Consider the following 13,884-nt stretch of genomic DNA (forward strand, 5'->3'; position numbering starts at 1 on the left):
GGGAAATCGGCGGTACCAAGGGATCTTGATTCACGATGAGGGTCTCAAAATCAGCGCAAAATCAGGGTTTCTGTTGTTGCTGAGGACCCACAGCGTCCCGTCGGGAGCCTTGGCGACGTCCCTTAGTCGACCATACTCACCTGTGAAGTAAGCCACAGGCGAACCCGCATTCTCGCCGTTGAGTGGGATGGCCCAAAGCCGTTCGCCGCGAAGGGCGCCCGTGTAGGCCACGCCGTCGACAATTTCCAATCCGCTGGGCGACGCGTCAGAGGTTGAAGGCCAAACAACTTTGGCATCAATGAACCCGCTGCGGCCCGGGGCTCCCGTCACTGTGGGCCAACCATAGTTCCCGCCAGGGGTAATCAGGTTCAGTTCGTCGTCCACGTCCGGACCAAACTCGCTGGCCCACAACCTTCCTTCGCTGTCCCACGCCAAGCCCTGAACATTCCGGTGTCCATAGCTATAGACAGGGTTATCACCGAACGGGTTGCCCGGAGCGGCGCGTCCCTCAGGAGTCAGCCGCAGGATCTTTCCGCCCAAGGCGTGTGTATCCTGCGGCTGTTCCCGGCGCTGCGAATCGCCGGTGCCCACATACAGGAATCCGTCAGGGCCAAAGCGGATACGGCCGCCGTTATGGGTCGAAGCTTTTGATATGCCGGAAAAGACCACTTCAGGGCTGCCAAGCCTCAAAGTGCCTCTTGGCTCTTCCGACAAGCGCATTCTGGCGATCCGGTTGTCGGTGGCCGAGGTGAAGTAGGCGTAAAGCCAGTGGTCACTGGCGAAGCCAGGAGACAGGGCAAGGCCCAGAAGCCCACCTTCACCACCAGGCACGACGCCGGTAACCTCCCCGATGGTGGTTGTCCGGCCGTCACGGATGCTTTTGACCTGGGCCGAATCGCGTTCTGACACGATGGCTGTGCCGTCCGCCAGGAAGACGACGGACCACGGAAGCTGCAAGCCGGCGTCGAGCTTTTGCTGTATCTCCAGTTTTTGTGGAACGGCAGGCGGTACCGACCCGGAGGTGGTGCCGGTCCCTGGCGACACGGGGATGCTGGAGCTAATGGAGCCGCCAGGGGTGGCCGCGGAACCTGGCGACGACGGACTACCCGTGCAAGACGCCAGCAGAAAAGCCGCGAGAAACAGGACTGCAGCCTGGGAGGGCACCAACCGGCAGAAACCTGTGGCGGGTGGGCCGCCAGCTTTTACTGCATATCTGCCCATATCGCTCTCCTGCGAACGATTCCCGGAAGTGAGTCAGTTTTTCTGCGGAGCAATGATGCTTCCGGTCAATGCGGCTTCGGTTCCGTACCTGTCCCGTAATTTACCTGTGCCGGTCAGTGCCTGTTCCGCGGAGGAGGGCGGAACCCGGCCGCTTCCGCATGCGCGGCCGACTCAAACCACACATCCGCCGTAGCTTCGGCGTAGCCGGCGGTATCTTCATCGTGATAGGTCATGGTCGAAGCGTCTGCCTTCACTGGGTAGCCCTCGGGGCTGCTGCCGTCTGCTGCGGCTCCTGCTGAGCCAACCCCATAAGGATGCTCGGCGGCGAGATGGCCCGTTGGTGCAGCTGAATCGTCGTCCTCCGTTTCAGCAGCTGCGGTTTCCGCTCCCGCCAGCGTGGCCGAGTGTTGATCGGTGTATTCGTGGTGGTGGACCGCACTGCCGCTTGCATCCGTCCACGAGGATTCCCACTCAGCCTTATCTGCGGCGTTGGCGTCTGCGGCGTTGGCCGCTGACTCGTCCGCCGTGGGCGCGTCATCGGCGCGCGTTACATCATCCGCGGTCACTCCCTCAGTGGATTCGGAAACCGCTGGTTCGGAAACCGCTGGTTCGGAAACTACGGGCTCCGCCACTGCGGCCTCGGAAACCACTGGCGCCGCTACTGCTGGCTCGGCCGCCCTGGGTGGAGATGCCGTCGTTCCGGTAGCCTCCCAGTCATCCACATCCCCGGCAGTGACCTGTGCCTCCGTGTCCACCGCATCCGTGTCCACCACTGGTTCATCGACCACTGGTTCGTCGACCTCGGGCATTTCCACGACAGGTTCGTCCACCGGCGGTCCAGCTTCGGTTTCGACTCGCGATTCCATACTTGATTCGACGGGGCCGCTGCCCTCAGCCGCTGCCTTCCCCATATTCGTGACTCCAGCCAGGCCCGCTACGCCAGCCACTGCCGCGGCCGTATCGGGCATCGACATCGTGTCGCTGGGTTCCATGGCAGCTGGCGCGGCAGTGCCCGGCCGTCCGGGAGCCCCGGTGCCAGGTGCAGCGCCCGATGATGCAGGTGAGGAATTCCTGGCGTTGTTGCGGCTCAGGAGCCACCAAACAATCGCGACGATCAGCACAATAACAATGACCCAAATCAACCAGTCCATGGTGAGGCCCTTCTGCTCACAGGGTGCAGTTAGTGGTATTTCCGACGTTACGTGGCTGCAAATGGGGTGTCCAGCGTTTAGGGGCCTTCCAAGCCTGGTTGTGATGCAGTTGGCGACTTCGTGGAAATGGCGGGTTTTCCGCCGGCGCCGAGGAAATATTCTTCTCTTGGTGCTTAATCCGGGTCGATTACGTCGTGGGCCGCTTCCTTGGACACATAGACTTTGGACCATGAGCGATGCCACCCAAATTGCGACAGATACCAAACCGGACATCAAGCCCCGCAGCAGGGTCGTAACCGACGGAATTCACGCCGCTCCCGCGCGTGGCATGTTCCGTGCAGTGGGCATGGGGGATGACGACTTCGCCAAACCGCAAATTGGTGTGGCCAGTTCGTGGAATGAAATTACCCCCTGCAACCTTTCCCTCAACCGTCTTGCGCAGGGCGCCAAGGAAGGCGTCCACGCCGGTGGCGGATTCCCTATGCAGTTCGGCACCATCTCCGTCTCGGACGGTATTTCCATGGGCCACGAGGGCATGCACTTCTCGCTCGTTTCCCGTGAGGTCATCGCCGATTCCGTCGAAACCGTAATGCAAGCCGAGCGCATCGATGGCTCGGTTCTCCTGGCTGGTTGTGACAAGTCCCTTCCCGGCATGCTCATGGCTGCTGCCCGGCTGGACCTCGCCTCCGTCTTCCTCTATGCCGGGTCAATCATGCCCGGGTGGGTCAAGCTCGAGGACGGCTCGGAGAAGGAAGTCACGCTCATTGATGCCTTCGAGGCCGTTGGCGCCTGCGCTGCCGGCAAGATGAGCCGCGAAGACCTTGACCGTATCGAAAAGGCAATCTGCCCGGGCGAAGGCGCCTGCGGCGGTATGTACACGGCCAACACAATGGCCTGCATTGGCGAGGCCCTGGGCATGTCACTCCCGGGTTCGGCTGCGCCGCCCTCGGCAGACCGTCGTCGCGATGACTTTGCACGCAAGTCCGGCGAAGCCGTGGTGAACCTGCTTCGCCTAGGGATTACTGCGCGCGACATCATGACCAAGAAGGCGTTCGAAAATGCCATCGCGGTCACCATGGCGTTCGGCGGATCCACCAACGCGGTTCTGCACTTGCTCGCCATTGCCCGCGAAGCCGACGTTGAACTGACACTGGATGACTTCAACCGCATTGGCGACAAAATCCCGCACCTCGGCGACCTGAAGCCCTTCGGTCGCTACGTCATGACTGATGTGGACAAGATCGGCGGCGTGCCGGTCATCATGAAAGCGCTTCTCGACGCCGGGCTGCTGCACGGTGACTGCCTCACCGTTACAGGCAAGACGCTTGCCGAGAACCTCGCCTCCATCAACCCGCCGGACCTTGACGGCAAGATCCTTCGGGCATTGGACAACCCCATCCACAAGACCGGTGGAATCACCATCCTCCACGGCACGATGGCTCCGGAAGGGGCTGTGGTAAAGAGCGCAGGCTTCGACGCCGACGTCTTTGAGGGCACAGCCCGTGTCTTCGAGCGCGAGCAAGGGGCCCTGAACGCACTGGACAATGGTGAGATCCACAAGGGCGATGTCGTAGTCATTCGCTATGAAGGACCTAAGGGTGGCCCTGGTATGCGCGAAATGCTCGCCATCACCGGCGCCATCAAGGGAGCTGGCCTGGGCAAGGACGTGCTGCTGTTGACCGACGGCCGCTTCTCGGGCGGTACCACCGGTCTGTGCATCGGCCACGTTGCGCCTGAAGCGGTCGACGGCGGACCCATCGCCTTCGTCCAGGACGGCGACCGCATTCGTGTGGACATCGCGGCACGTTCATTCGATCTCCTGGTGGACGAAGCTGAGCTTGAAGCCCGCAAGGTTGGCTGGGAGCCCCTGCCGGCGAAGTTCACGAAGGGTGTCCTGGCCAAGTACGCAAAGTTGGTCCACAGCGCCTCGACGGGCGCTTACTGCGGTTGATGCCTCGACCGGACTCCGCCTGCCTCGGGCCGGGGGAGTCCGGCAGGCGGACACGGCTGTCCATATGGTGAGATACGCTTGTGGTCAATTGACACGTATCTCACTTAGAGGGAACACTGAACGCATGATCTCATTCGTTACCGTCGGCGTCGTCGTACTTACCAAGCGCGTGGCTTAGCCCGACTGGTAACGAACTGTCACGCGCAACCCCTCGAAAAGCCGAAAGGCTGAGGGGTTTTTTTATTCCCCGAAGCAAGACCCATCAACTGAAGATCCACAAAGGAAGAGTCCGATGAGCAAAGGATCGCCGATCAGCCCCTCGCTGATGGCTGCAAAGTCCGCTGGAGCCCCAAAGGCTCCGGAAAAGGTCGACCGAACGGCTGAAGCCGTCGTCGTCGACACTGCTGCACCTCTCTCTCCTTTACTTGGGCCGAACAACGTTGTACCCCCAACGGTGATGACCGGCTCGCAAGCAATTGTCCGTTCGCTCGAAGAACTCGGCGTGGACGATATTTTCGGTTTGCCCGGTGGCGCGATCCTGCCCACCTACGACCCCTTGATGGCCTCCAGCATGAATCACATCCTGGTCCGTCACGAACAGGGAGCCGGCCACGCCGCGCAAGGCTACGCCATGGTTACCGGACGGGTTGGCGTTTGCATCGCCACCTCGGGACCCGGTGCCACCAACCTCGTTACCGCCATCATGGATGCCCACATGGACTCCGTGCCGATGGTGGCCATTACCGGCCAGGTCGCCAGCGGTGTCATTGGTACGGACGCTTTCCAGGAAGCGGACATCGTGGGTATCACGATGCCCATCACCAAGCATTCCTTCCTGGTGACCGACCCCAACGACATCCCGCATGTGATGGCCGAAGCCTTCCATCTTGCTTCCACCGGCCGTCCCGGCCCCGTCCTGGTGGACATTGCCAAGGACGCCCAGGTTGGCCAGATGACTTTCTCCTGGCCTCCGAAGGTTGACCTGCCGGGTTACCGGCCTGTGGTGCGTGGCCACAGCAAGCAGGTGCGTGAAGCTGCCAAGTTGATCGCCGCTTCCAGCAAGCCAGTTCTCTATGTGGGCGGTGGTGTGGTCAAGGGCCACGCCTCTGCCGAACTCATGGAATTGGCACTGGCAACAGGAGCGCCGGTAGTTACTACGCTGATGGCCCGCGGCGCCTTCCCGGACTCGCATCCCCTCCATGTTGGAATGCCCGGCATGCACGGTTCCGTATCTGCGGTTACGGCCCTCCAGCAGGCTGACCTCCTCATCACCCTCGGTGCCCGGTTCGATGACCGAGTCACTGGTGTGTTGAAGACGTTCGCTCCTTTCGCCAAGGTCATCCACGCAGACATTGATCCCGCGGAAATTTCCAAGAACCGGACAGCCGATGTCCCGATTGTCGGTTCGGTGAAGGAGATCATTCCGGAACTGACCGAGGCCGTGAAGACGCAGTTCGAGCAGAGCGGTGCACCGGACCTGGACGCATGGTGGGCGTTCCTGGGGAACCTGCGCGACACCTACCCCTTGGGTTGGACTGAGCCCGAGGACGGACTGACGGCACCGCAGCGCGTGATCCAGCGCATCGGCGAGCTCACAGGTCCGGAAGGTATCTACGTGGCCGGCGTTGGCCAGCACCAGATGTGGGCTGCACAGTTCATCAAGTACGAGCGCCCCCACGCCTGGCTGAACTCCGGTGGAGCTGGAACCATGGGATACTCGGTTCCGGCAGCAATGGGTGCCAAGGTTGGCGAACCGGACCGCGTGGTCTGGGCCATTGACGGTGACGGCTGCTTCCAGATGACCAATCAGGAATTGGCCACCTGCGCCATCAACAACATCCCGATCAAGGTCGCCATCATCAACAACTCCTCGCTGGGCATGGTCCGCCAATGGCAGACACTGTTCTACGAAGGCCGTTACTCGAACACGGATCTGAACACCGGCCACGACACCGTCCGCATTCCGGACTTCGTCAAGCTGGCGGATGCCTACGGTTGTGCCGCACTGCGTTGTGAGCGGGACGAAGACATCGATGCCACCATCCAGAAGGCACTCGAAATCAACGATCGCCCTGTTGTGATCGACTTCGTTGTCAGCCCCAACTCGATGGTGTGGCCGATGGTGCCCGCAGGCGTCAGCAATGACCAGATCCAGGTTGCCCGCAACATGACCCCGGAATGGGAAGAGGAGGACTAGGCATGAGCCGCCACACACTGTCCGTTCTGGTCGAAGACAAGCCCGGCGTGCTGACCCGCGTAGCCAGCCTCTTCGCCCGGCGCGCATTCAACATCAATTCACTGGCTGTGGGACCCACCGAGGTTCCCGGCATGTCCCGCATGACAGTTGTCGTCGATGCCGACGGCGACCTCATCGAGCAGGTCACCAAGCAGCTCAACAAACTGATCAATGTCATCAAGATCGTTGAGCTGACTTCCGAATCTTCCGTACAGCGAGACCACATCCTGGTCAAGGTACGTGCGGATGCCGCGACACGCCTGCAGGTAACCCAAGCTGCAGACCTGTTCCGTGCCGCCGTCGTCGACGTGTCTACAGACTCGTTGGTGATCGAGGCAACCGGTACCCCCGAGAAGCTCGCAGCGCTGCTCTCAGTGCTTGAGCCGTTCGGCATCCGTGAAATCGTGCAGTCCGGCACCCTGGCCGTTGGACGGGGATCCCGCTCCATGAGTGACAGGGCGCTACGCTCCGCGTAAGAAACAGGCAAAGGCCCGCGATAGCATGCCATGCCGAGCGTTGCGTCCAGTACCGCAGCACCACATCAATATCCAGAAACCACTCAAGAGGAGTTACGCAAGTGACTGAAATGTTCTACGACGACGACGCAGACCTGTCGATCATCCAGGGTCGCAAGGTCGCCATTGTCGGCTACGGTTCCCAGGGCCACGCCCACGCACTGAACCTGCGCGATTCCGGCGTCGAGGTTGTCATCGCCCTTAAGGAAGGGTCGAAGTCCGCCGCCAAGGCCGAGGACGCCGGCTTCACGGTCAAGAACGTTGCCGACGCCGCCGAATGGGCTGACGTCATCATGATCCTTGCGCCGGACCAGCACCAGCGCGCGATCTTCAACGACTCCATCAAGGACAAGCTGACCGAAGGCAAGGCCCTGGCCTTCGCCCACGGCTTCAACATCCGTTTCGGCTACATCCAGGCCCCTGCCGGCGTCGACGTCATCCTGATCGCTCCGAAGGCTCCGGGTCACACCGTGCGCCGCGAGTTCGAAGCCGGCCGAGGCATCCCGGACATCATCGCTGTTGAGCAGGACGCTTCCGGTTCCGCTTGGGACCTTGCCAAGTCCTACGCCAAGGCAATCGGTGGCACGCGTGCCGGTGTCATCAAGACCACCTTCACCGAAGAGACCGAAACGGACCTCTTCGGCGAGCAGTCCGTCCTCTGCGGTGGCGTTTCCCAGCTGGTCCAGTACGGCTTCGAAACCCTCACCGAAGCCGGCTACCAACCGCAGATCGCCTACTTCGAGGTCCTTCACGAGCTCAAGCTCATCGTTGACCTCATGTGGGAAGGTGGCATCGCCAAGCAGCGCTGGAGCGTCTCCGACACCGCGGAGTACGGTGACTACGTTTCCGGTCCCCGCGTCATCACTCCCGAGGTGAAGGAAAACATGAAGGCTGTCCTCGCGGACATCCAGAGCGGGGCATTCGCCAAGCGCTTCATCGACGACCAGGACAACGGCGCCGTCGAGTTCAAGGAACTGCGTGCCAAGGCAGAGCAGCACCCGATCGAAGAGGTTGGCCGCGAGCTGCGCTCCCTGTTCTCCTGGCAGCAGCAGGACGAGGACTACGTCGAAGGCTCGGCAGCCCGCTGATCTTTCCCAGTGCCTAAAGCCTGAAACCGACGCCCGTCCGGCAAACAATGCCGGGCGGGCGTCGCCGTTCCGCAGCCGTTCCTCCCAACACGGCGGCCTGTGAATTTCTTCACAACAATCTCAACCGGGCCGTAACATCGTTCACCGGCACCGGAATCCTTGTCCAGGTTCGATATTCTGGGCTGGTCCCGGCGTCGTGTCCGGGGCCCCCGCATCCGCTCCTTGTCCAGTACTGTCCCAAAGTTGTCCAAAGTAAGGTGCCACCCCGTGTCAGCCACCAAACCCGTCGTCCTCCTCGCTGAGGAACTTTCACCCGCCACCGTCGAGGCATTGGGTCCGGACTTTGAAATCCGCCAAACCGACGGCGCCGACCGTTCCCAGCTGCTGTCCGCCATCGCCGACGTCGACGCAATCCTGGTTCGTTCGGCTACCCAGGTTGATGCCGAAGCCATTGCCGCTGCGAAGAACCTTAAGGTCATCGCCCGGGCCGGCGTGGGACTGGACAACGTGGACATCAAGTCCGCGACGCAGGCCGGTGTCATGGTCGTCAACGCACCGACGTCCAACATCGTGTCAGCAGCCGAGTTGACGGTGGGCCACATCCTGAGCCTTGCACGCCACATTCCCCAGGCGAGCTCCGCGCTGAAGAATGGTGAGTGGAAGCGTTCCAAGTACACCGGCATTGAACTCTTCGAGAAGAAGATCGGCATCATCGGCCTGGGCCGTATCGGCGCCCTTGTCGCAGCCCGCCTTCAGGGGTTCGAAACCGAGATCCTGGCGTACGACCCCTACATCACGGCCGCTCGTGCCGCACAGCTCGGGGTCAAGCTGGTCACCCTGGATGAACTCCTGGAAAACTCCGACTTCATCACCATCCACATGCCAAAGACGCCGGAGACCGTGGGCATGCTTGGCGCCGACGCCTTCCGCAAGATGAAGGAAACGGCCTACGTCATCAACGTGGCCCGCGGCGGCCTGGTAGATGAGGAAGCCCTCTACATCGCCCTGAAGGAAGGCCAGATCGCCGGAGCAGGCGTGGATGTCTTCGTCAAGGAACCCAGCACGGATCTGCCGTTCTTCGAACTGGACAACGTGGTGGTCACCCCGCACCTCGGCGCATCCACGGACGAGGCCCAGGAAAAGGCCGGTGTCTCGGTGGCCAAGTCCGTACGCCTTGCCCTCGCCGGAGAGCTCGTGCCGGATGCTGTGAACGTCGCAGGCGGTGTAATCGCTCCGGACATCCGTCCCGGCATCCCGCTGATCGAAAAGCTCGGCCGGATCTTCACGGCGCTGACCCACGCCTCGCTGACCCAGATCGACGTCGAGGTTGCCGGCGAAATTGCCGCACTGGACGTCAAGGTGCTCGAGCTCGCTGCCTTGAAGGGCGTCTTCGCCGATGTCGTCACGGAGCAGGTCTCTTACGTCAACGCGCCTGTCATCGCAGAACAGCGCGGAATTAATACCCGCCTGATCACCACCCCGGACGCCGAGGATTACCGCAACGTCCTCACGATCCGTGGTGCGCTCAGCGACGGTTCCCAGATCTCCGTTGCCGGTACCCTGACGGGACCCAAGCAAGTGGAGAAGCTCGTTGGCGTCAACGGCTATGACGTGGAAATCCCCATCAGTGAACACTTGGTGGTTGTGGCCTACGCTGACCGTCCCGGTGTCATTGGCACCATCGGCCACATCCTGGGCATGAACAACATCAATATCGGCGGCATGCAGGTTGCACGCCAGACCGAGGGTGGTCAAGTGCTTGCGCTCTTGACCATTGACAGTTCTGTTCCGCAGCAGGTACTGGAAGCCATCAAGGCGGGCATTGGCGCCGACATGGTCCGCGAGGTGGACCTGGAGGACTAGGACTTGCTCCTCATCAGCCAAGTTCGCGTGCCGGGGACACACCACTGACACGCAACGGTGGTCGGTCTGCTTACAATGGCTTGGTCCGGGATTCGGACCCGGCAGCAGGCCGGCCACTACTTTTTGCACATAGAGCCCGGGATTCCTTTGTGTTTTTCAAGGATTCACGGAGCATGTGTGCGCGCCCGCAATCAAGGTCTCAGGGAGCCCAATGAACGCCGTCCAAAGGTTCATCAGAAGCCGTGTGCTGCTGCTGACCGCGGCCATTTTGATCGTCGCGATGTGCTTGTCCGTCCTAGTCCAGAGCCAGTCACAGGCCGCTCTGAACAGGACCGTGGATGAGAACTCGCGGGGACTCTACGACATCCTGGTCCAGGCAAAGCCGGACCCCTCACAGGACGGGGACGGCGGTGCGCTGATCCAGCCGGAAATCGCCAATGGGCAGGGCGGCATCAGCTTTGAGCAGTTGGATAAAATCCGCACCATGGGCCAGACGGCCGTCGCTGCTCCCATCAGCCTCGTTTCGCGGGTTTCGCAGAACCTCGAGGCTCCGCGCCTGAATGCCATGGACTACTTGGGGTACAACTCAGGCCTTGCCGGTGGCATAACGGCAGGGGACCCGTCAGCCATGGACGCCAGCAAGTGGCCCGCAGCTGAATCCGTTTTGTCCGACACGCCCAAGAAGTATCGGCTGACGGCCTCCGCCACAAGCTCCGATGGCGTCAACCAGCAAACCCTTTTCAAGACGAGCGCCGAAGGGACCTTGGGCAAGGGCCGTCTGATCCAGGAACAGGCTGCCGGTGGTTCGAATGTCCGGATTGCAGGGCCGGACGGCGAGACCGGGATTAAGTTCCCCGCTCCAGCACTCGGCTCCGAACACAACCTCTTCAATCTTTCGGTGGCGCTTCCACTGGCGCCGGAGGTGACTGAGTCCGTCGTCGCCGTCGATCCTGCCTCCGAGAGGGCGCTGTTGGGCTCCGCAGGTGATTTCCTTGCGCCCTTGGAGAAGGCTCCGCCAGCGGACGCCCGCAATGCAGGCGCCATTGGCCGGCATTTCGAAAGTCTCTTCACCAGCGGCCTCAGCATGGACCAGCTTGAGGAAGGTCCTGACTTCCTCGGTGTGAAGCTGAAGTACTGGGCTCCCTTGATGACGCAGTACCAGCAGGCAAAGCGCGACGGCTTGCTGACCGATGATTCCCAGGCGATTCCGCTGATTGTTCGCTCGGGAACGTCCCTGGATCTGAAGTACTCGGTCAAGATCGAGGAAATCGACAACAACGGCAAAGTAGTCAAGGATGTCGGAACTGTAACGCGCTCCCTGGACAAGGACTACCTGCCGTTCGTTTCCAAGGCACCGTTTGCCCTTGAATGGCCGGGTTCAACTGACCACAGCCAGCTCCTTGGCAGTACTGCCTCCTTCAGCCAGGGGCTTTACAACCCGGCAACCTGGAGTACTGCTTTTGCTGCAGCCCCGAAGTACAAGGAGGGCGACGAAGCCGCCAACGGTGCTTCGGACAAGACAGCGACGCCGGGGGACTGGGTCACAGTCAACCGCCTTCCGGAAAAGTCGTCCTTCGGCGCAGCCGTGGACCAGACCCAGCGCAAGCCTGTGGATGAGCGCTCCTACCGGGAAGATCTTGAAACCGGAAAAAAGCCCGCGACTCCCATGCCGATGGTGTACGGCACCTTTAACCCGGCAGACGTTCAGGCTGCAGCCGGTGACGTCAACAAGCTCCCCTTGGGCGGCTATGACCCGGCTCCCTTGACACTGAGCAAGGATGCCGAGGGCAAGGACGCCAATGGTACTGTCCTGAAGCCATCACTGAGCGCAACAGGTCTGGTCAGCCAGTCGGCCGGCGCCATCACTGACTATTACGGCCTGGCCGCAGCCCGTGGCTATGACACCAACGCCAACGTCATCGACGCCATCCGCGTCCGCGCCAACGCCACTGGAACGTGGAAGCAGGCCCAACCGGACGTCGAAAAGCTTGCCGCCCAGATCCGTGAACTGGGCCTGGAAGCGACCGTCGTGGCCGGTTCCGCCCGCGAAGACGCCAATATCTTCGTTCCCGGGTACAGCAAGGACGACGCCGGCAAGGAATCTCCGCTGGGCACGGTCCAGCAGTCGTGGGTTCGGCAGGACGCGGCTGACGCCGTTTCGGGTTCGCTGACAGGCACAAACATCACCCTCCTCTTCCTGACGCTCCTTGGCGCCACGCTCCTGACTGGTGCCTCAACCGTCAGTTACATCCGGCAGCGCCGGAGCGAAGCAGGCATCCTGAGGGCAATGGGTTGGACTCAGAAGCGCGTCAGATCCTGGGTGCTCGAAGAGTTCGCCGTGGGCGCGGCTGCCTTGGCCGCTGCAGGGATCATTTTGAGCCTGCTCAGTTGGAACCTTGCCACTGTGATCGTCTCTGTGACCATGCTCATCATCTACAGTGGCGCTGCCTTGCTGGCTGCCCAGCAGCTGCGTCATCGCGTGGTCGTAGACCAGGAACCCCAGCATGATGAGCGCCTCGTCACTGTTGATTCGCCCTTGACGTTCGCCAACAGGCAGCTCACTACCAACCGGTTCAACTCTGTCTCGCTGGCCGTGGCCGTAGGCGTCTTCGGTGCCGCAGTGGGGGCCTTGATCGCATTGTTGATCGACATCCCCCGGGCAGCAGGAGCAAGTGCCTTGAGTGGGCTGGCCGCCGCGAGCATTGCTTTGCCAAGCGTGATCCTCGCTGTGTTTGGCGTGGTTGTGGGTCTGCTGCTCACACTCGTGACCGGACGGTTCGAGCTCCACGCCAAGCGCGAGTATCTGGGCACTTTGCGTGCCATGGGCTGGAACCCGGACATGCTGGGCCAGGTCCGCTTCTTTGAAAATGCACTTGTCGGCACTGTGGCGCTTCCCTTGGGCGTCCTTGGTGCCCTTGGACTGGGGCTGCTCCTTGCTCCGTACGCAGCACTCTGGGCCGGACTGGCCGGGCTGCTGGCCGTAATTTGCTGGATTCCGATTGCAACGAAAGTAGTCAAATGACTGACAACCTCAACCCCGAGCTGGCGGCGACCCCGGAATCCACGGACGAGTCGCTGCAGACACGTGCCAACACCATCGTCCGGGCCTCGGACCACGCGACACCCTTGGAGCTCAGCCGCGTCACCATCCACTACGGCGGAGACAAGGGCGGCGCCGAGGAAGTCGACGTCGTGGATGACTTCAACCTCACCCTGCACGCCGGCGAGATGCACTGCATCGCCGGCCGAAGCGGCTCGGGCAAGACCAGTATCCTGACTGTCAGCGCCGGGCTGACCCTGCCGACGTCGGGCACTGTGTTCTGGGAGGGACACTCCCTGGCCTCTATGGGCGACGACGAGATCGCTGACCGGCGTCGTGCCTTGATCGGCTACGTCGATCAGGGCGGCGCCTTGATCGACGGCATGAGCGCCCTCGAGAACGTGCTGCTGCCCGCCGTGCCGGATGGAGAAGTGGAACAGCGCACGGAGATGGCCAAGGACCTCCTGGACCTGGTGGGCCTCGGGCGCCGCATGCGGCACCGTCCCGCACAGCTTTCCGGCGGTGAGCGCCAGCGTGTGGCTATCGCCAGGGCCCTGATCCTGGGCACCCGCGTTCTGGTGGTGGATGAGCCCACTGCCAGCCTGGACCGTGCTGCAGCCAACCGCATCATCGGCATTTTGAAGGACACAACCAGCGATGGCATTGCTGTACTCGTCGCTTCGCACGACCACGAACTGGTGCGCCTCAGCGATACGCTGACCGAACTGAACTAGTCCGCAAGACTGCTCCTTCGCCGGGATGTCCGGCACAGACCGGACCGGCCGTCATTTGCGGCCGGTCCAGTCATTCCATTCGAAA

The 13,884-nt window shown here is 61.8% G+C and carries 9 protein-coding genes; 7 read left to right on the plus strand and 2 right to left on the minus strand.

Going from position 1 to position 13,884, the window contains the following annotated elements:
* Positions 1-30 precede the first annotated feature (30 nt).
* A complete protein-coding gene (locus ACFX4T_RS01445; RefSeq protein WP_377650551.1) occupies positions 31-1,221 on the minus strand; it encodes a PQQ-dependent sugar dehydrogenase in 1,191 nt (396 codons plus the stop codon).
* A gap of 113 nt (positions 1,222-1,334) precedes the next feature.
* On the minus strand, positions 1,335-2,372 hold the full coding sequence (locus ACFX4T_RS01450; protein ID WP_377650552.1) for a hypothetical protein: 1,038 nt from the start codon (positions 2,370-2,372) through the stop codon (positions 1,335-1,337).
* Between the two features lie 229 nt (positions 2,373-2,601).
* Here ACFX4T_RS01450 and ilvD point away from each other — a divergent pair, with 229 nt between their 5' ends.
* The 7 genes from ilvD (at position 2,602) to ACFX4T_RS01485 (ending at position 13,799) form a co-directional block, all read left to right on the plus strand.
* Positions 2,602-4,323 carry a dihydroxy-acid dehydratase gene (gene ilvD / locus ACFX4T_RS01455; RefSeq protein WP_216923895.1) on the plus strand — a complete coding sequence of 574 codons (1,722 nt, stop codon included), beginning with the start codon at positions 2,602-2,604 and terminating at the stop codon, positions 4,321-4,323.
* 292 nt (positions 4,324-4,615) lie between these two features.
* The gene (locus tag ACFX4T_RS01460) at positions 4,616-6,520 is read left to right on the plus strand and encodes an acetolactate synthase large subunit (RefSeq protein WP_377650553.1); all 1,905 of its coding nucleotides are present in this window, start codon (positions 4,616-4,618) and stop codon (positions 6,518-6,520) included.
* Positions 6,521-6,522: 2 nt separating this feature from the next.
* On the plus strand, positions 6,523-7,035 hold the full coding sequence (gene ilvN / locus ACFX4T_RS01465; RefSeq protein WP_216923893.1) for an acetolactate synthase small subunit: 513 nt from the start codon (positions 6,523-6,525) through the stop codon (positions 7,033-7,035).
* A gap of 101 nt (positions 7,036-7,136) precedes the next feature.
* A complete protein-coding gene (gene ilvC, locus ACFX4T_RS01470) occupies positions 7,137-8,162 on the plus strand; it encodes a ketol-acid reductoisomerase (RefSeq protein WP_216923892.1) in 1,026 nt (341 codons plus the stop codon).
* A 267-nt stretch (positions 8,163-8,429) separates the two neighbouring features.
* Positions 8,430-10,025: a phosphoglycerate dehydrogenase gene (gene serA / locus ACFX4T_RS01475; RefSeq protein WP_216923891.1), complete on the plus strand. Its 1,596-nt coding sequence runs from the start codon at positions 8,430-8,432 to the stop codon at positions 10,023-10,025.
* 211 nt (positions 10,026-10,236) lie between these two features.
* On the plus strand, positions 10,237-13,047 hold the full coding sequence (locus tag ACFX4T_RS01480; RefSeq protein WP_216923890.1) for an FtsX-like permease family protein: 2,811 nt from the start codon (positions 10,237-10,239) through the stop codon (positions 13,045-13,047).
* The gene (locus ACFX4T_RS01485; protein WP_377650554.1) at positions 13,044-13,799 is read left to right on the plus strand and encodes an ABC transporter ATP-binding protein; all 756 of its coding nucleotides are present in this window, start codon (positions 13,044-13,046) and stop codon (positions 13,797-13,799) included. The genes ACFX4T_RS01480 and ACFX4T_RS01485 overlap by 4 nt, the downstream gene beginning before the upstream one ends.
* Positions 13,800-13,884: the final 85 nt, after the last annotated feature.

It is taken from the genome of Paenarthrobacter sp. YIM B13468 (genome assembly GCF_042788025.1).
GTDB classification, from domain to species: Bacteria; Actinomycetota; Actinomycetes; order Actinomycetales; family Micrococcaceae; genus Arthrobacter; species Arthrobacter aromaticivorans.